Here is an 18,246-nt window from a genome sequence, read left to right as displayed (position 1 = left end):
CTAGTGACGCACGTCGCGGCACGCTACCACGCGGTAGGACGTCGCAACAGGGCTCCGATCGCGGCGCCTAGCACAACGAGCGCGAGCACTGCGCCGAGGAGGGCGATCCATCGCCCGCGCGTGGGTGGCCGGGCGTCGGGCGTCACGGCCGGGTTCCGGTAGAGGGTCAGGTCCGGGCCACTGTGGACCGGCTGCAGGCCCGTCCACCACCCCGCGGGCGGTGCGCCACGGGAACCGTGCTGCACCACCACCCACCGCACCCCACTTGTCGCCGCCGAAGCGCCATTGGCCGGCAATGCCCTGATTCGCCGGACCCGTTCGTTCTCGCCGGTGATCACGAGATCCCCGACGATGAGCGTGTCATCCGTGATCACCTCGGCCGGGAGATACCGCGGCAGCGGGTCGATCACCACCGTGCCGGGGTTCCAGCCGTACGAGCGGTACATCGTCAACGGCAGCGACAGCACCGGCCCCGGATCGGCCGCGACCAGCCGCTCAACCGTTCGCCAATCGTCCGGATACCGCACCGGGCGCAGCCGCCCGCCCGCACCCAACGCCAGGTCCGGGAGGACCACGACCGGCAGAAGAACCAGACCGACCAGCACCATCCGGTCCCGTGGCCGGGGCAGGCGTGCGGCGAGCCGTTCCGCACCGAGCGCCGCGCAGAGCACCAGGCAGAGCGCGTACGGAATGAGCAGTTTCTGCCCGTCCCGCAGCAGACCCGCGCCGGGCACCTCCGCCACCAGCCAGCGCAGCGCGTCGGCGACGCCGGGCAGCACCCCGGCGGACGCGAGGACGAACGCCCCGACGGCGAGCACGCCCAGCCGCGTCGCCACCCCGTCCGGCCAGCGGCGCCGCAGCACCGGGAAGCCGGCGGCGGCAAGCGCCAGCAGGCCGACGGTGACAAGCGGCACGAGCAGCGAGGCGCGACTCGCCGGCGTCGTCTGCGCGTTCCAGATGCCGCCCGTGCCGGCCAACGCCCCCAGCGGACCAGCCCAGTTCTCGCCGCGCGCCGCGAAGGCGGCCACGCCGAGCGGATCCGAACGGCCACCGGCCACGGTGACCGCCGCCGCGGCGAGCCAGGGCGCGTTGAGCGCGGCGACCGCACCCAGCGCGGCGAGCGTCATGCGCGGCCCCGGCACGCGCCGGCCCGGCACGAGCACCACCGTGGTCAACAGGGCCAGCACACCCCCGGTGGGCGTGATCGCCGCCGCCGCGGCGGCGACCACCAGGCGGGGCAGCGCGCCCCGCCGGCCGGTGCGGACGCCGATCGCGGCCGCGACCAGCCAGGGCAACGCGGCGTACGCCAGCAGCAGCCCCCACTGGCCCAGCAGCAACCGTTCCGCCAGGTACGGAGTCCAGGCGTACCCGACGGCAGCGATCACCCGGGTCAACCGCCGCTGCGCGGGCACCAGCCGTGCCGCACCGACGGCGGCGAGCCAGATGGCCGCGCCCAGCGCCACCCGCTGCAACAGCCAACCCGGCGCGACCTGACTGAGCAGCGACACCACCGCGTCCTGCGGCACCGCTCTCGGCAACGCGTCACCCGGGGCGATCAGATCCCAGCGCAGCGGCTGCCGGGGCACGAAGACCATGTCGTAGCGCAGGACGTATCCCGGCCGGACCAGCGGTGCGAGGACGAGCAGGGTCAGCGCGGCCGCGACGGCGTGCAGGCCGAGCCGGTCCCGCAGCTCCGTTCTCCCCCCCACGGACACCGACCCGTCAGCGCTTACGCAGAACGAGGACGAGATTCCAGGTGAGCACCTCACGGACGCCGGGAACCCGGACCAGCGGCTTGGCCCACCGGGGCAGGTAGCGCGGCATTACGTCGACGATCTCGGCCCCGGTCTGCCGGCGCGCCCAGCGTAGCGTGTCGGCGATCGAGACCGCGTACATGCTCTCGCCGAAGACGTTCTTCGGGCGCCGACCGTGCCGCCGCTCGTAGCGCAGAGCGGCCCGGCGCCCGCCGAAGTAGTGCCACGGCGACGTCTCGTGACCACCCCACGGCGAGAGCCAGTTGGTGAAGGAGAGGTAGATCGTGCCGCCCGGACGGGTCACCCGGACCATCTCGTCCGCCATCGTGAACGGCTGCGGCACGTGCTCGAGCACGTTGGACGAGAAGCAGACGTCGACCGAGCCGGTGCGGATCGGCAACTCCAGAGCGCTGCCGAGGACGCCGCCGGCCGGGATCCCGCCACCACGGGCGGACATCTCGCCCGCGTCGCAATCGACGAAGACGATCTGCGCGCCCGCGCCGCGCAGTGCCTCCGCGAAGTACCCCGCGCCCCCGCCGACGTCGACCACGAGGGCCCCATCAAGATCCGTGTACGTCCGCAACTGGCTGACGGTGTCGTCGGCGAGGAGCCCGTAGAAGAAGTCGGGATCGGTCTGTTCCTTGCGGAAGGCCCGGAACAGGCGCACCGAGCGGGCGACGTCGGCGCGGTGCGGAGTGGACGAGATCACGGCTTGCTCCTGTATTGACGACACGGCCTGGAGTGGGGGACTGCGCGGGAGCTCAGTCCCGCCGGAAGAGCACCGAGTTGACGTAGCGTGGCCGCGGCACCAGCACGCGCCGGGCGAAACTCTGGTGCACCCGCGCGATCGCCGAGCGCTGGTGGGCGACGAGGTCGAAGCCGGCGAGCGGCACCCAACGCTCCTCCGGCATCACGAACCCCTGGTAGCCCCACCCGCCGAGGAGTTCCACGATCGGCTCGATCGGTTGGATCCGCTCCTCGACCTCGACGAGCAGCAGCGGGGCGTCCCGGCGGATCGTCGCGGCCGCGCCGCGTAACGCCGGCAGCTCATGCCCCTCGACATCCATCTTGATGAACCGCACGTCCGTGAGGTCGAGCCCGTCGATCGTGATCCGGGGAACGGTGACCGACGGTCCGTCGCCGTACTCGAGCGACGAGGTGCCGACCGCGGGTCCGGCCGGGGGCAGGAAGAGCTCGGCGGTGCCCGGATGATCCGAGGCGACGGCGCGGACCACCCGCACGTCGGGAAAGGCCGTCTCGACGGCGGCGGCGAGCTGTGCGTTCGGCTCGAGCGCGACGACCTGGTCGGCGATGGCCCGCAGACGCGCCGTCCACGGCCCGTACCACGCGCCGACATCGATCGCGGTCCCGCCGCGTGGCGCGAAGTCCGCGAGCCGGGCGAGTTCGGGTTCGACGCGCGGGTAGACACGTCGGATGCCGGCGGCGACCAGTCGTTCGGGGAGCATCGACGCGATGCCGGAGCTGAGCTGCGTCAGCAGCCCGGTGCCACGTGCCACATTGACCTCCTCATTACGCTGTCCGATGCGACGGCACCGACGGTGGCGACACTTTACGCGCGGCCGCACCGATTGGAAGACCTCACTCGACGCAGGGCGGCATGACAGAGACGATGACGAAGGACTCCGGCACCGGCCGGCTGGGCGCGGCGAGTGCCGCGGTCGCGGTCGCCGGCGCGGTGGGGAACGGTCTCGCCTACCTCGTCCCGGTGCTGGGCGCGCGCCACCTGACGCCCGGTGACCTGAGCGCCCTCGCCACCGCGCTCGCGCTCTCCGCCATCGCCACGGTGCCCGGCCTGGGGTTGCAGATCGCGGTGGCCGTGCAGCGGGCCAAGCACGGCCCGGTCGCCGCCCGGCGGCTGACGCTGGTGACGGCGTTGGTCTGCGGCGGCGCGCTCCTCGCGGCGACCCCACTGCTCACCGCCGCCCTGCACCTGTCGACCGAGATGCCGGTCCTGCTGGCGGCCATGGCGGTCGCGCTGGTCATCGGCTGCGGATGGCTCGGCGAACTGCAGGGCGACCAACGCTTCCTGCGACTCGCCGTCGGCATGACGATCCTCGCCGTCGGCCGCAACGTCGGAATCATCGCCGGGCTCGCGTTCGGTTCCGGGCTCACCGGATCGCTCGTGGTCGGGGTCGTCGTGGCCTATCTCGCGCTGCCGGTCATGGCCCGGCTCGCCGCATCGTCCGCGCCCGCCGGATCGCCCGCGGTCCCCGGCGGGCTCAACGCGCGCCACGTGATGACCGCCAGCAGCGCCACCCTGGCGATGCTCGTCGTGTCGTACGCGGATCTGATCCTCGCCCGGCACCTGCTCTCCCCTGCCGAGTCCGGTGCGTACGCGATCGGCGCGGTGCTCACCAAGGGCGCGCTCTGGGCGCCACAGGTGGTGACCGTGATCGCGCTGCCCCGGCTGGCGCGCGGCGACCGGCGCACCCGGGCCGTCACTGTCGGCCTGGTCGCGGCGTCCGGCGCGGTGCTGGTTCTGGCGTCCGCGGTCGCCGGCGACCTGGCCTTCGGCCTCGCCGGCGGACGGGACTACGTCGCATTCGGCCGGTACGCCTGGCTGTTCGCCTCGTCGGGCGCCCTCTACGCGCTGGTGTTCGCGCTGGTCAACGCCCAGGTGGCGGCCGGCGCGCGATGGCCGTCCGCGCCGCTGTGGGTGGCCACCGTCGGGTTCGTGGTGGCGGTGCTGTTCATCGCGCCGCACACGCTCCAGGGCATCGTGCTGACCGCGCTGATCACCGCCCTCCTCACCACGATCGCCACCGCCGTCGCCACGCTGACCGCGCGGCCCGCCGCCGACCGGGTCGGGGTCCTGACGTCCTGACCCGCGGGAGGCGGTCCGGCTAGGCCGGTACGGTGTCCGGCGCGCCGCTCTTCAGCAGGGCGGTGAGCTGGGCCGCCGGCATCGGCCGGGCGAAGTGGTAGCCCTGCGCGAAGCGGTAGCCCAACTCGTGCAGGTGGGTGGCCTGGATCGCGGTCTCGACCCCTTCGGCGACGGCCTGGAGACGGAGCCCGCCGGCGATCTGGATCAACGCCGTCGCGATGACGGCCTGATCGCTCTGCGTCGTGACCTCGTCGACGAAGCTCTTGTCCACCTTGAGGATGTCGACGGGACAGGTGCGCAGCAGTCCGAGCGACGAGTGGCCGGTGCCGAAGTCGTCCAGCGCCAGTGTGACGCCGAGTTCACGCAGAGCACGTACGGAGTCCAGCGCCTCACCGCCGTCGAACACGGCGGTCTCGGTGATCTCCACAGCGAGGCGGCCGACGTCGAGTCCGGTCTCCGTCAGGATCGCCGCGACGGTGGCGGCGAAGTCGGGCTCGCGCAACTGCCGGGCGGACACATTCACGGAGAGCTTCCGGATCGCGTCGCCGCCGTCCATGTGCTGCCACTCGGCAGCCTGCCGGCACGCTTCCCGCAGGATCCACTCGCCCAGCGGGACGATGAGGCCGTTGCGTTCGGCCACCGGGATGAAGACGTCGGGCGGCATGAAGCCGCGCTCCGGATGCTGCCACCGGATCAGGGCCTCGGCGGCGACCATCCGGCCGAGCGGCAGCTCGACGATCGGCTGGTAGACGAGGTGCAGCTCGCCCTGGTCCATCGCCCGGCGCAGCTGCGCCCCCATCCATGCGTATTCCCGGGCGTCCTGGTCGAGGGAGGGCTCGTACCGGGCCAGCCGGTGCTTGCCGCGGTCCTTGGCCGCGTACATCGCCACGTCGGCGCGGCGCAGCAGCTCTCGTGGCTCGCGCGTGCCGGCGGCGTCGGTCAGCCCGACGCTCGCCCGCACCAGCAGCTCATGGGCGCCGGCGTGCAGCGGACGTTGCAGGGCCTCGGCGACGAGCCGCACGGCCGTGTCGGCCTGAGCGGCGGACGCCGGCGCCAGCAACAGGGCGAACTCGTCACCGCCGAGCCGGCCGACCAGGGTCGGCGGCCTGGTCACCCCGGTGAGCTGCTGCGCCACGGCGAGCAGCAGGTCGTCGCCGACATGGTGGCCGAGCCGGTCGTTGACCGTCTTGAAGTCGTCGAGGTCGATCAACGCCAGATGCACCGTCTCGGGCGGGAACCGCTCCAGCGCCTCCTCGACGCGCTGGTGCAGCAGGCGGCGGTTGGGGAGCTGGGTGAGTTCGTCGCGGGTGGCCTGGTGGGCGAGCTGGTCGCGCGCATCACGCAACTCCTGCAGGCTGCCGTCCACCCGGGCGAGCAACCGGCTGTTGTCGGCGAACGCGGCGATCTGCCGGATGACCACGATGGTGGTGAGGGTGACGGCACCGGCCACGAGGTAGCGGCGGTCGGAGTCATCGTGGTCGAACAGGAGCAGCGCGTTCGTCGCGGCCACCGCCGCGTAGGGCAGGATGCTCCAGCCGTGGCGCGGGGCCGGCGGCGGAAGGGCCACGCCGGCCGCGCGGCGCTGCCGGTCCGCCGCGAACGCGAGCACGAAACAGGCGACGGGAGCCGCGAGATGGGCGGCGGAGACGTACGGGTATCCGGCGAACATCGGCGCGAGCGCGCCGGCGACGGCGCTGGCGGCGGTCGCGATGGCCAGGAGCCGCAGGGTGCCCCGGTCGAGAGGGCCGAACCCGACCGAGGAGACCTTGACGAAGGCGACGATCGCGACGAACGCGAGGACGAGGACGGCGAGCAGCGGCCAGACGGAACCGGTGGTGAGCTTCCACTGCTCGTGATGGCGGAAGGAGAAGTGCCAGGCGAAGACCGCGGCCGTGACCATGACGGCGCCACTGTCGAGGATGAACTGCAGCCACAGGGCGCGCGAGCGCCCATCGGTGGGCAGCCGCAGCAGCCCCCACTGGACCGCCAGGATCGTGCCGACGTAGAGCCCGATCGTGAGCGGGCTCATCCGCTGGGTGGGTGCGTCGGGACCGCCCAGCGAATCGATCATGCCGCTGACGGTGGCCGCGGTCAGTAAAGCGGTGCCGAGTGACACCCAGCGCCAGAAGCGGCGGGCCGGCGCGGCGAGATCCGGCGTGGCGGCCGTACGCCAGCAGTTCCAGGTGGCCATGACGGAGAGCGCCTGCACCCCGAGCCAGCCGACCACGGGCGCTCGCCACCAGCCCACCAGCGCACCGGTCAACCACAGCGCGCTCCCGCCGGTCAACACGATACTCACTGAGAGCATCGGCGTCAGCCGGAAAGGGCGCACCGTCCCCTCAGCAGCACTCGGCAACCCGACCTCCTACGCAAGACCTTCCGACAGCAGCACATCGGCAGGCGAGACGCCTACCTGAGCACCTCCGTGCGCCCAACGGTGCCCGGCTGCGAAAATCGGGTCCGGCCGGCCGTTCCGGTGGCTATTCTCGCGGGATGCGGGTGCTGGTCACCGGTGCGGCAGGTTTCATCGGCGGGCGTGTGGCTCGGGCGCTGAGCGCCGGGGGCCACGAGGTCGTCGGCTTGGACGCCCTGCTGCCCGAGGCCCACGGCGACGGCCGACCCGACGCTCCCGGGGTGATCATAGGGGATGTTCGCGACACAGAGTTGGTAGACCGGTTACTGAGTGACGTGGATATCGTCTGCCACCAGGCGGCGATGGTCGGGCACGGGCTCAACCCCAACGACGCCCCGACGTACGCCAGCCACAACGACTACGGCACCGCGGTGCTGCTGGCCGCGATGTACCGCGCCGGAGTTCGCCGACTGGTCCTCGCCAGCTCGATGGTGGTCTACGGCGAGGGCAGCTACGCCTGCGAGCTGCACGACGAGGTCCGGGTGGACCGGCGGCGCCCGCAGGACCTGCTGGCCGGCCGGTACGAGCACCTGTGCCCCGAGTGCGCGGCGCCGTTGCGGCCCGAGTTGGTGACCGAGAGCGCGCCGCTCGCGCCGCGGAGCACGTACGCGGCGACGAAGGTGGCCCAGGAGCACCTGGCCGCGGCGTGGACGGCGCAGACCGGCGGGCGGGTGTGGGCGTTGCGCTACCACAACGTCTACGGTCCCGGGATGCCACGCGACACCCCGTACGCCGGGGTCGCCTCGCTCTTCCGGTCGGCGCTCGCCCGGGGTGAGGCGCCCCGCGTGCTGGAGGACGGGCTGCAGCGGCGGGACTTCGTTCATGTGGACGATGTGGCGGTCGCCAATCGGCTCGCGGTGGAGACGGAGCTGCCGGACGGGCACTTCGAGCCGGTCAATGTCTGTTCGGGACAGCCGCACACGATCGGCGATCTGGCGCAGGCGCTGGCGACGGCGACGAACGGGCCGGCACCGGTGGTGATCGGCGGCTGCCGGCCCGCCGACGTACGGCATGTGGTGGCCGACCCGGCGAAGGCGGCGGCGGTGCTGGGCTTCCGGGCGGAGCGGGACTTCGCCACGGGGATGACGGCGTTCGCGGCTGAGCCGATGCGTCAGTCGGCGGGCCGTCCCTGACCTCACCAGACGGTGAGGAGCAGATGGTTGACGGTCAGCGCGGTGACGGCCTGTGCGATGAGCCACCGGCGTCGGTGCCCGCCGGGGAGCAGCGCGGCGCCGGCGAGCAGCCAGACGGAGAACGGGAGCCAGATCCGTTCGACCTCGGCCTTGCTCAGGCCGGAGAGGTCGGCCGCGGTGATAGCGATCCCGGCCGCCAGGGGGAGCGCCACCGGTGCGGCCCGCGCGCGGGCCACCACCCGCTGGAGGCGGGGCGACGCGACCGGATCCTGCCGCGGGGGCCGTGCCGGTCGGACCGCGAGCAGGACGCGGCGCAGCACGGGCGCCGCCGCGGGTCCGGCGGCGAGCACGAGGCAGGCCAGGTTGGCCCAGACCCAGTAGGCGTAGGGGCGCTCGTGGGCGATGCCCTGGTAGTAGCGGTCGACCACGAGGTGGTAGCCGTCGTACCACCAGAAACCGGCGACGGCGAAGACGGCGACCACGGTCAGCGTCCCGGCGGCGCCGATCAGCAGCGGTCGGATCCGGCCGAGCACGAGCGCGGTGGCGAGCGCCAGCGGTGCCGTCAACGTCATGCCGTACGAAAGGAACAGCCCGAAGCCGAGCAGCGCGCCGCCCGCCAGGGCCGCGATGGTGCCGGCGCCGCCGCCGCGCGCGGCGCCGAGGGCGAGCAGCGCGATGCCGGTGGCGGTCACCCCGGCGAAGATCGCGTCGGCGGAGACCCCCAGCCACACGGCGCCGGGAAAGAGCACGAGAAACGGCGCCGCTGCCCGGGCGGCGGCCTCGTCACCGAGCGCGCGCAGCGTGACGGGTACGGCGACGGCGGTGAGCGCGCCGGCCGCGACGCAGACGACGGCCGCCCAGTCCGCGCCGCCGAGGCCGATCCGGTGGAGCCAGACGAAGACCAGCAGCGCGCCGGGCGGGTGCCCGGCGACGTGGGTGTTCCAGGAGTCGGGCTGGAAGTCGATGATCCTGGCGGCGAAGCCGCGCACCGTCGCCGGGATGTCGGTCACGCCGGCCACCTCGGGCAGGTACTCCTGCTCCTGGTCGAGCTTGGTGGCCAGGCCGTCGTGCCAACCGTCGATCAGGGCCAGCGAGACGATCCACCCGACGGCGCCGGCGTACGTCCCGGCGAGCAGCCGCCGCCAGGGCAGTCGCGCGGCGAGTGGCGGCCCGTATTGGACGACGGCCGCGGCGACGAGCAGGGCGAGCGGGGTGCCGGGCCCGACGCGGACGCCCCAGCGGGCGAAGATCGGAGCGGTGCCGGCGTAGAGCGGGACGCCGGCGCGGTTGAGCCACCAGCCGACGACGAAGGCGACCGCCACCAGGGCGAGCGCGGCGCCGGCCACCGCGACGTCCGCGTCCAGGTGCCGCCCGGCGCGGACGGTGGGCCCCGCCTCCTGCACGCGGCCACGCTATCGACGCGACCGCGGCACCCGCAGCGAAATGCCCGGTACGTTTAGTTTGCGCGGTAGCGGAAACGCCGCGGCATGAGCGAGCCCAGCCCGGTCGACGTCGTGCTGCCCTGTCTCGACGAGGCCCCGGCGCTGCCCCGCGTACTGAAACGGCTGCCCGCCACCTACCGCGCCATCGTCGTGGACAACGGTTCCCGGGACGGATCGCCGGAGATCGCCGCCGAACATGGCGCGCAGGTCGTCACGGAACCCCGGCGCGGATACGGCGCGGCCGTGGACGCCGGACTGCGCGCCGCCACCGCGGAGATCGTCTGTGTGATCGATGCCGACGGCTCGCTCGATCCGTCGGACCTGACCGAACTGGTCGCGGTGGTCTCCACCGGCACCGCGGAGTTGGCCGTCGGGCGGCGCGTCCCCGTGGCACCCGGAATCTGGCCCTGGCACGCCCGCGCCGGCAATGCCGCGCTCGCCGCCCTGCTGCGGCGACGTGGCGCCCCGGTGCACGACATCGCGCCGATCCGGGCGGTACGCCGTCGCGATCTGCTCGACCTGGGCGTACGGGACCGCGCCTTCGGCTATCCGTTGGAACTCCTGGTCCGGGCGGCGGCGGCCGGCTGGCGGATCGCCGAGCAGCCGGTGCCGTACCGGCCACGGACCGCCGGTACCCGCTCGAAGGTCTCCGGTTCGGTCCGCGGCACGCTGCGCGCGACCCGCGACATGGCCCGGGTCCTCACGTGAGCTTCGTTCTGCTGGTGGTGGCGAAGGCTCCGGCGCCCGGCCTGGCCAAGACGCGGCTCTGTCCACCGGCGACCGCGGCGCAGGCGGCGGAGATCGCCGCCGCCGCCCTGCTCGACACGCTCGACGCGGTGACCGCGGCCGGCGCCGCCACCCCGGTCCTGGCCCTCGCCGGTGACCTGCGCGGCGCGGCCCGGGCCACCGAGATCGAACGGTCGCTGCGCGGCTGGACCGTCATGGCCCAGCGCGGAGCGACGTTCGCCGACCGGCTCGCCGCCGCGCACGCCGAGGTCGCCGCCCGTTTTCCGGCACGGCCCGTGCTGCAGATCGGCATGGACACCCCGCAGGTGCCCGCCGCCCTGCTCGCGGCGGCGGGACAGCGGCTCGTCGCCGGGGCCGACGCGCTGCTGGGGGCGGCGACCGATGGCGGGTGGTGGGCGCTGGGGCTGCGCCGGCCTACCGACGCGGAGGCGCTGCGTCCCGTGCCCACCTCCCGGCCGGACACCGGAGCGAGGACCGCGCGGGCGCTGCGCGACCGGGGACTGCGGGTGGAGCCGCTGCCCCCGCTCTCCGATGTGGATCACATGGTCGACGCCGTCGCGGTCGCCTCCGTCGTCCCGGACGGCCGGTTCGCCACCGCCGTACGCGAGGTCTGCGAGCCGGCGCCGCGGTCGCGAATCGGCGCGCGGTGACCGCGGCCACCTCGGCGCCCCCGTTCGACGGCTACGCCGCGGCGATCGCCGGACTACCCTGTCGGCGGCTGGACGACGACGGCCACCACGTCCACCTGCCGGTACGTCGATGGCACGCGCCGGCCGAGCCGGTGATGCGGCGCCTGCTCGACCGGTGCCACGGCACCACCCTCGACATCGGTTGCGGGCCGGGGCGGCTCAGCGCGGAACTCACCGCGCGCGGTGTGCCGACGCTCGGCATCGACACCTCCCCCGAGGCGGTGCGGATGACCCGCCGACGGGGCGCCCTCGCGCTCACCCGCAGCATCTTCGAGCGACTGCCCGGCGAGGGGCGGTGGCGGCACGTGCTGCTCGCCGACGGCAACATCGGGATCAACGGTGATCCGGTGACCCTGCTGCGGCGGTGCGCGGGACTGCTCGCACCGGACGGCACGATCCTGGCCGAGGTCGACGAACCGGGGACCGGCCTGTGGCGCGGATGGTCCCGGTTGCAGCACCCCGACGGGGAGAGCCCGCCGTTCGCCTGGGCGCGGGTGGGGCTCGACGTCCTGCCCGCGCTGACCGCCCGGACCCCGTTGACCGTGCGGAGCACGATCGGTTGTCGCGGGCGGTGGTTCACCGAGTTGGGGCGGCGGTGAAACTCCGGGCGCCGCGCCAGCAGGATTTCACCGCTGACCTCCACGACGTACGGGTCGCGGCCCGGCTCGGGCTGTTGCTCGGCATCGCCTTCGGGCTCTGCTTCGTCACCGGCCTGATCTCCCATATCGGGCAGCACGGCTCATGGTGGCCGACCCGGCCGGTCAACTTCTACCGCATCACGCAGGGCGTGCACGTGCTCGCCGGCATCGCGGCGGTCCCCCTGCTCCTGGCGAAGCTCTGGACCGTCTACCCGATCCTTTTCGCCCGCCCCGTCTTCGGCTCGGTCGCGCGGGCGCTCGAACGCGCGTCGATCCTCATCCTGATCGCCGCCGCCTTCTTCCAACTGGCCACCGGCCTGTTCAACAGCGCGCAGTCGTACCCCTGGACGTTCACGTTCGTGCCGACGCACTACGCGGGAGCCTGGCTCGCCGCGGGCGCGATCATCCTGCACATCGCGGCCAAGCTGCCGAAGATCCGGGAAGGGCTGGGAAGCCCGGTGGGGGCGCCGGAGCCGGGGAGCCGCAGCCTGAGCCGGCGCAGCTTCCTCGCCACGACGGGCTTCGCGGTCGGGGCGGCCTTCGTGGCCACCGCGGGCGCGACGGTCCCCTGGCTCTACCGCGTCTCCCCGCTCAGCTGGCGCTCGGCCAACGGGGGCGAGCAGGGGCTCCCGATCAACCGCACCGCCCAGTCGGCGCAGGTCACCCGGGCGGGCGACGACTGGCGGCTCGCCATCCACTGGCCCGGCAGCAGCAAACAGCTGTCGCGCGCCGAGCTCGCGGCCCTGCCGCAGCGGACGCACGTGCTCCCGATCGCCTGCGTGGAGGGCTGGAGCCAGACGGCGACCTGGAGCGGAGTCCCCGTCTCCGAACTGCTCCGCGCCGTCGGCGCACCCACCGGCGAGGTCCGGGTAACGTCCATGGAGAAAGCGGGTCAGTACCGGACCAGCGTGCTGCACCCCGATCATGTCCGGGACCCGCTCACGCTGCTCGCGCTGCAGATCAACGGCGCGGACCTCTCGCTCAACCACGGCTACCCGTGCCGCATCATCGCCGCGACGAGGCCCGGCGTGACGCAGACGAAGTGGGTCGGCGAGCTGCGGGTGCGGCCGTGACGAAGACCCGCGTCCTGCTCGGCGCGGTCGGCACGGCCGTCATGGCGTACGGCGGCTGGTTGCTGCTCACACAGGCCACCTGGTCGCCGCGGTATCTGCTCTCGCTCGGCGCGTGGCTCGCGATCGGGCCGCCGGCGCACGACTTCCTGCTCGCCCCCACCCTGGCCTTCGCCGGTGTGGTGCTCACCCGGCTGATCCCCCGGCCGTGGCGGACCGCGATCATCGCCGGCCTGGTCGCGACGGGAGTGGTGCTCCTCGTCGCGGTGCCCGTGTTGACCCGGCCGATGGCGGGCCCGGCCAACCCCGGTCTGGACGACCGCAACTACCTGCCCGGTCTGCTGCTCTTCATCGCCGCGATGTGGGCGCTGCTCCTCGCCGCGACCGCGGTCTACGCGTGGCGCGGGCGGCCCGCCGGTCGCGCCGCGCCGTCGCCCCGCCGCTCCTCGGGACCGACGCGCTAACCCTGCCGCGCGCCCCGCACGGTGCTCATCACGGCCCGCCACAGCATCCGTACGTCCATCCCGAGGCTCATCCGTCGGATGTAGACGCGGTCCTTGCGGAGCCGGTCGGCGGGTGCGATGTGGTACTTCTCGATCTGGGCGATGCAGGCGATGCCCGGCTTGACGGTGTGCCGGTTGGCGAAGCCGGGGATCTCCTCCAGATAACGCTGCACCAGGACGGTGCGCAGCGGTCGTGGCCCGACGATGCTCATCGAACCCGTCAGGACGTTGACCAACTCGGGCAACTCATCCACGTGCCAGCGCCGCAGCCAGCGGCCGCACCGCAGGGTGCGCGGATCGCTGCTGGGCGAGGCGACGGGTCCGGTGAACCGCTCGGCGTCGTACCGCATGCTCCGGAACTTCACCTGACGGAAGGTCACGCCACCCTTGCCAACCGAGTTCTTGATGAACAGGATCGGCCCCGGCTCCTCGATCCAGATGAAGACGGGGATGACGATCCACAGTGGCAGCGTGGCGACCAGCCCGAGCAGTGCCAGGGTGATGTCGAACGGCCGCTTCAGCATCGGCTCGGCGGGATAGTCGAGGCCGACGTGATAGGCGAGCACCTTCTGCCGTACGCCGGGTGACGGCGGCGCGTTGTCCTCCACGAAACCGATCGCGGAGGTCGTGCTCACCACGCCGCCCACGAAGGCGCCGGCCACGGTCAGCAACGACGCGCGGGGCGGGATCCCCGTCTGGACGTACGACCAGCACCACGCCGGCGCGGTGAGCCCGACACTGGCCAGGACGGATCTCCGGTACGTCGACGCCGATGCACGCCGGCGGAACCGCCGCTTGTAGGCGTGGGCCGCGAAAACGGTCAGCAGAAGCGAGGCCAAGAACAGCCACCCGCCCATGACGCCCCCATTGTCCTGTGCTCGGGCTATCTGTACGCCTTGTGCTCTTCCACCCAGAGACTGAACATCAGCAGGATCCAGAGCTCCCGACTGTGTTCCGCGCGGTGCTCCATGTGCCGGGTGACCAACTGGTTTACCTCGTCGAACCGCAGATATCCCTGGCGTCGCAGCACGTCTCTGCTCAGGTACTCCTCGACGAGCGGCCGGAAGACTCCGGTGAGCCAGCGCGGAAGGGGGGCGTTGAAGCCCTTCTTCCGCATCGCGGCGATCTTCGGGGGCAGCGCGTCCGCCATGGCGTCGCGGAGCAGACGCTTGGGCTGGTATCCCGGCATCTTGAGCTGACCGGAGAGGGAGAAGGCGAACTGGGTGATCTCGGTGGCGAGCAGCGGAACGCGCACCTCCAGCGAATGCGCCATGCTCAGCCGGTCCATCTTCGCGAGCACGTCCTCGACGAGGTAGACGTTGGCGTCGGTGTACTGGAAGCGGGTCAACGGGTCGAACGCGGCGCCGTCGTGATAGTGCGGCTCGTGCGTCTCGTACGAGTCGACCACCTCGGCGAAGAGGTCGGGCTGCAGCAACCGCTCCTTCTGTGCCTCCCGCAACACCACCCGCCACAGGTAGTGGCTCCGTGCCGGATCCTCGAGCGCGTTCTCCACGAACCGGCGGGCCCGGAAATCCAGGCTCGCCCGCGCGTGGGAGGCCGGCATGAAGCGCAGCAGCCCGGGAGCGAGCCGGGCGGTCAACGCGCGGGGCAGGAAGCGGTAGTAGTGGGCGAGCTTGTCCGCCTTGTAGGAGTGGTATCCGGCGAAGAGTTCGTCGCCACCGTCCCCGCTCAACGCCACCGTCACGTGTTGGCGGGCCATCTGGCACAGGTAGTAGGTGGGGACCATCGACGGGTCGGCGAACGGCTCGTCGAAGATCGGGGCGATGCGGTTGACGACGTCCTCGGCGCTGGGCTCGACCGTCAGCTCGGTGTGGCTGGTGCCGAGATGTTGCGCGACCAGGGCGGCCTCCCGCCGCTCGTCGTACGAACGGTCGGGGAAGCCGACGGTGAACGTGCGCAGCATCCCGTCCGGCCGGACCTTGCGGGCCGCCGCGACCACGGAGGTCGAGTCGATGCCGCCGCTCATGAAGAAGCCGAGCGGGACGTCGGCCATCAGATGCCGCTCCACGCTGCTGGTGACCAGCTCCCGCAGCGTATGGCGCGCCGCGTCGGGCGACAGGTCGCGGCGCTGCGGTGTCCGGGCCAGATCCCAGTAACGGCGGGTGGACCAGCGGTTCTGCTCCCACACGATGGTCGTGCCGGGAGCGAGTTTGCGGATCTCCCGATAGATGCTCCGGGGGCCTGGAATGTACATCAGGGACAGATAGCCGGTCAGCGCCTGCGGATCGAGGGTGGCCGGCACGCCTGCGGCCAGGATGGCCCGTATCTCCGATGCGAAGACCAGACCGCTCGGCAACGACGCGTAGTAGAAGGGTTTGACCCCGATGCGGTCGCGGGACAGGACGAGCCGCTGTGCGGATTCGTCCCAGAGCGCGATCGCGAACATTCCTTCGAGCCGTGCCGGGAAATCGGGTCCGTACTCCTCGTAAAGATGCGGGATGACTTCCGAGTCCGCCGCCGACTCGAACCGGTGGCCGCGCCGCATGAGCTCCCGGCGGAGCGCTACGTGATTGTAGATTTCGCCATTGAAAACGGCGTGGATGTTCTTTTCCTCGTTGCGCACCGGCTGCCGGCCCGCCCTGACGTCCACCACGGCCAGACGCCGTATCGCCAGGCCGACATTGCCGGTGACATACATTCCCTCGTCGTCCGGGCCGCGGTGGGAAAGACTGCGGCACATCGCGAGCAATCGGTCCGGGTCAACGAGGCCGTTATTCAGGTCATAGACCATTCCAGCGATACCGCACATGCCCCCTCGCTAACTGTCCCGTCGCCCCGTGCGCTGTGCGGCGAATGTGCCTTGCGGGTTGCGTTCAGCCTGACACGGGCGGGGGGTCGCTGACCGGCACTCGGCGCGAATCAACCCTCTGGTCGAAGGGGGTGTCCTGCCTACGGCGCGCGATAGGAACGCGCGGGACCGGAGGGGACGAGCGACGCCAGCGACCCGCCGCCACCCAGACGCGATCGGGACGGACGAGACCGGACAGCCGGGCCGGCGACGACTCCACAAAGGATGGCCCGGTCAGAGCGGTAGGACATCCGGACGCCCGTGCCGCGGCCGCGGCGGAACCGGCCGCCAGAGCCGCGTTCGCTGCGCTCCGAGCCGGACGAGGTATCCGAGGTTGAGCAGTAGGTAGCGCCGCCACAAACGTCGCGGCTCCATCGCCAGCCGCCACGACCAGGCCAGCCCCGACCGCTGCATCCAGCGCGGCGCGGACCGCAGCAGACCGGCGTGATAGTCGAACGCGGCACCGACCGCCATCAACGGCAGGTCGAGCAGCGGACGCATTCCGGCGACGAACATTTCCTGGCGGGGACAACCCAACCCGACGAGCACCAAACGCGCGCCGGAAGCACGGATCCGCTCGGCCACCCCGATTTCCTCACCGGGCTCGGCGGGCCGGAATTCGGACGGCTCCGCGCCGACGATCCGCAGCCGGGGAAACGTCCGGATCAGCGATACGGAGAGCCGCTCCAGCGTTTCGGGTGTCGAGCCGTACAGGTAGATCGGGAGGTCTTCGGCCGCCATCCGGCGTAATACCCGCAGCACGAGTTCCGGGCCGCTCACCCAATCGCGCAACCCGGCGCCGTGCAGCAGATTGAGCGCCCACCGCACCGGCTGACCGTCCGGGGTCACCACGTCGAGGCCATTCAACCGGGCGTTGTACGTAGCGTCGTGCACGCCATTCATCACGCCGTGCACCGCCAGCGCGGTCAGGGCGAGCGGGCGTCGCTCACGGGCCGCGTCGAGGACCTTCCGGGTGGCGGCCTCGTAGTCCACCGCGTCGACCAGCACGCCGAGCACGTTGCGCTTGCCGGCGTCAACCGGGACGGGTGGCGCGACGTCCGTGCCGCGTGCTTTACGCAGCTCGTCGTCCGCCATTCCGGTGCGCCCCATCGAGCTGACATTAGACCGCGCAACGGCGTGCGGTCCGGGCCCTGCGCGGACCCGGACCGATGCCAGCGGCGCGCCGCGCTAGACGCCCGCCTCGTCCTCGTCCTCCGAGTTGTTCGCCGCCACCGGCCGGGACGCCGGTCCGTACGGCGACACCTGCTCCGGCGGCACCGGCCGCGCCGTGCGGCTCTGCGCTCCGGGCGCCTGCCGGTCGCCCGGACGCGGCGTCTTGCTCTCCTGCACCAGCGGGGTGTTCCCGTTGCGGCGCATCTCGGGCTGTTGCACGTTTGTCATGGCCGCTTCCTCTCGCTCGCCGTCGGAATTCCTCTCGGACGCTTCCTCTCTGAGTACCCTCCGCCCGGTGCGCCATGCCGCCGGCGCCGCCCGCGAACGGGAGCGCGTGCGAAACGTGCATCGGGGGTAACCGGGGCGGATGAGCAAGGACCGCGACCTCGTCACCGCACTGCTCGACCGGCACGGACGCACGTACGCCGAGGAGGCCGGGATCCGGCTGGCCGACCGCCCCGAGCCGCTCTACCAGCTGCTGGTGCTCACCACCGTGCTGAGCACCCGTATCCGCGCGGGAATGGGGATCGCGGCGGCACGGGAGCTTTTCGCCACCGGCTACCGGACCCCCCAGGGCATGGCGAAGGCGAGCTGGCAGGAGCGGGTCGACGCGCTGGGGCGCGGCCACTACCGACGGTACGACGAACGCACCGCGACCATGCTCGGCAAGGGGGCGCAGCTCTGCCTCGACCGGTGGCAGGGGGACCTGCGGCGGCTGCACGTCGACGCCGACGGCGACGTCAGGACGTTGCGCGCTTCCCTCGACGAGTTCGCCGGAATCGGTGCGACCGGTGCGGACATCTTCCTCCGCGAGGTCCAGGTGGTGTGGGCCGACGTACGGCCGTACGTGGACCGGCGGGTGATCGCCGGGGCGCAACGGCTGCGGCTGCCCGAATCGGCGGAGAAGCTCGCGGCGCTGGTCGACGGCTCCGACTTCCCCCGTCTCGCCTCCGCCCTGGTGCGGGTGTCGCTGGACGGCAAGCTCGCGGACGAGATGACCGGGGCGGCCGTACCGCGGTGACCGGACGGG

General features: G+C 72.4%; 17 protein-coding genes. 8 read left to right on the top strand and 9 right to left on the bottom strand.

All coding sequences use genetic code 11. From position 1 onward, the window contains the following. Positions 1-23: 23 nt before the first annotated feature. From AB0J06_RS20200 to AB0J06_RS20190, 3 genes are read right to left on the bottom strand one after another with little or no spacing between them, the layout of a single operon-like run. Complete coding sequence (locus AB0J06_RS20200) at positions 24-1,709, bottom strand: hypothetical protein (RefSeq protein WP_357430476.1); 1,686 nt, start codon at positions 1,707-1,709, stop codon at positions 24-26. A gap of 13 nt (positions 1,710-1,722) precedes the next feature. Beyond that, positions 1,723-2,463: a class I SAM-dependent methyltransferase gene (locus AB0J06_RS20195; protein WP_357430475.1), complete on the bottom strand. Its 741-nt coding sequence runs from the start codon at positions 2,461-2,463 to the stop codon at positions 1,723-1,725. Positions 2,464-2,515: 52 nt separating this feature from the next. Beyond that, positions 2,516-3,271 (bottom strand): FkbM family methyltransferase, encoded by a 756-nt coding sequence (locus AB0J06_RS20190; protein WP_357430474.1) that lies wholly within the window; start codon positions 3,269-3,271, stop codon positions 2,516-2,518. 101 nt (positions 3,272-3,372) lie between these two features. Between AB0J06_RS20190 and AB0J06_RS20185 the strand changes: the two genes are divergently transcribed. Further along, the gene (locus AB0J06_RS20185) at positions 3,373-4,599 is read left to right on the top strand and encodes a polysaccharide biosynthesis protein (protein ID WP_357430473.1); all 1,227 of its coding nucleotides are present in this window, start codon (positions 3,373-3,375) and stop codon (positions 4,597-4,599) included. Between the two features lie 19 nt (positions 4,600-4,618). Here AB0J06_RS20185 and AB0J06_RS20180 read toward each other — a convergent pair whose 3' ends face one another. Beyond that, on the bottom strand, positions 4,619-6,898 hold the full coding sequence (locus AB0J06_RS20180; protein WP_357430472.1) for an EAL domain-containing protein: 2,280 nt from the start codon (positions 6,896-6,898) through the stop codon (positions 4,619-4,621). Positions 6,899-7,092: 194 nt separating this feature from the next. Here AB0J06_RS20180 and AB0J06_RS20175 point away from each other — a divergent pair, with 194 nt between their 5' ends. Further along, positions 7,093-8,145, top strand: a complete 1,053-nt coding sequence (locus AB0J06_RS20175) for an NAD-dependent epimerase/dehydratase family protein (RefSeq protein ID WP_357430471.1) — start codon at positions 7,093-7,095, stop codon at positions 8,143-8,145. 2 nt (positions 8,146-8,147) lie between these two features. On the opposite strand, the gene AB0J06_RS20170 is transcribed toward AB0J06_RS20175, so the two are convergent. After that, positions 8,148-9,548, bottom strand: a complete 1,401-nt coding sequence (locus tag AB0J06_RS20170; RefSeq protein WP_357430470.1) for a hypothetical protein — start codon at positions 9,546-9,548, stop codon at positions 8,148-8,150. A gap of 84 nt (positions 9,549-9,632) precedes the next feature. On the opposite strand from AB0J06_RS20170, the gene AB0J06_RS20165 reads away from it, so the two are divergent. Genes AB0J06_RS20165 through AB0J06_RS20145 form a run of 5 tightly spaced genes read left to right on the top strand, consistent with a single transcriptional unit; the run spans position 9,633 to position 13,195 of the window. Beyond that, positions 9,633-10,295, top strand: a complete 663-nt coding sequence (locus AB0J06_RS20165) for a glycosyltransferase family 2 protein (RefSeq protein WP_357430469.1) — start codon at positions 9,633-9,635, stop codon at positions 10,293-10,295. After that, the gene (locus AB0J06_RS20160) at positions 10,292-10,984 is read left to right on the top strand and encodes a DUF2064 domain-containing protein (protein ID WP_357430468.1); all 693 of its coding nucleotides are present in this window, start codon (positions 10,292-10,294) and stop codon (positions 10,982-10,984) included. The genes AB0J06_RS20165 and AB0J06_RS20160 overlap by 4 nt, the downstream gene beginning before the upstream one ends. Next, positions 10,981-11,622, top strand: a complete 642-nt coding sequence (locus AB0J06_RS20155; protein ID WP_357430467.1) for a class I SAM-dependent methyltransferase — start codon at positions 10,981-10,983, stop codon at positions 11,620-11,622. Before AB0J06_RS20160 ends, AB0J06_RS20155 begins: the two co-directional genes overlap by 4 nt. Continuing rightward, the gene (locus AB0J06_RS20150) at positions 11,619-12,734 is read left to right on the top strand and encodes a molybdopterin-dependent oxidoreductase (protein WP_357430466.1); all 1,116 of its coding nucleotides are present in this window, start codon (positions 11,619-11,621) and stop codon (positions 12,732-12,734) included. The genes AB0J06_RS20155 and AB0J06_RS20150 overlap by 4 nt, the downstream gene beginning before the upstream one ends. Beyond that, the gene (locus AB0J06_RS20145; RefSeq protein WP_357430465.1) at positions 12,731-13,195 is read left to right on the top strand and encodes a hypothetical protein; all 465 of its coding nucleotides are present in this window, start codon (positions 12,731-12,733) and stop codon (positions 13,193-13,195) included. Before AB0J06_RS20150 ends, AB0J06_RS20145 begins: the two co-directional genes overlap by 4 nt. Here the strand turns inward: AB0J06_RS20145 and AB0J06_RS20140 are convergent. The 4 genes from AB0J06_RS20140 to AB0J06_RS20125 form a co-directional block, all read right to left on the bottom strand. Then, positions 13,192-14,091: a sugar transferase gene (locus tag AB0J06_RS20140; RefSeq protein WP_357430464.1), complete on the bottom strand. Its 900-nt coding sequence runs from the start codon at positions 14,089-14,091 to the stop codon at positions 13,192-13,194. The genes AB0J06_RS20145 and AB0J06_RS20140 overlap by 4 nt on opposite strands. Positions 14,092-14,117: 26 nt before the next feature. After that, entirely contained in the window at positions 14,118-15,986 is a 1,869-nt protein-coding gene (asnB, locus tag AB0J06_RS20135; RefSeq protein WP_357430463.1) for an asparagine synthase (glutamine-hydrolyzing), read from the bottom strand. Between the two features lie 291 nt (positions 15,987-16,277). Further along, positions 16,278-17,138, bottom strand: coding sequence for a WecB/TagA/CpsF family glycosyltransferase (locus tag AB0J06_RS20130; protein WP_357430502.1), 861 nt, complete (start codon positions 17,136-17,138; stop codon positions 16,278-16,280). A gap of 93 nt (positions 17,139-17,231) precedes the next feature. Further along, entirely contained in the window at positions 17,232-17,444 is a 213-nt protein-coding gene (locus tag AB0J06_RS20125; RefSeq protein WP_357430462.1) for a hypothetical protein, read from the bottom strand. 139 nt (positions 17,445-17,583) lie between these two features. On the opposite strand from AB0J06_RS20125, the gene AB0J06_RS20120 reads away from it, so the two are divergent. Then, complete coding sequence (locus AB0J06_RS20120; RefSeq protein ID WP_357430461.1) at positions 17,584-18,237, top strand: hypothetical protein; 654 nt, start codon at positions 17,584-17,586, stop codon at positions 18,235-18,237. Positions 18,238-18,246 lie beyond the last annotated feature (9 nt).

The sequence above is a fragment of the Micromonospora sp. NPDC049679 genome (assembly GCF_040659735.1).
Lineage (GTDB): Bacteria > Actinomycetota > Actinomycetes > Mycobacteriales > Micromonosporaceae > Micromonospora_I.
Note: the sequence above shows the minus strand (reverse complement) of the source record. Positions and strands in the feature narration are given on the sequence as shown.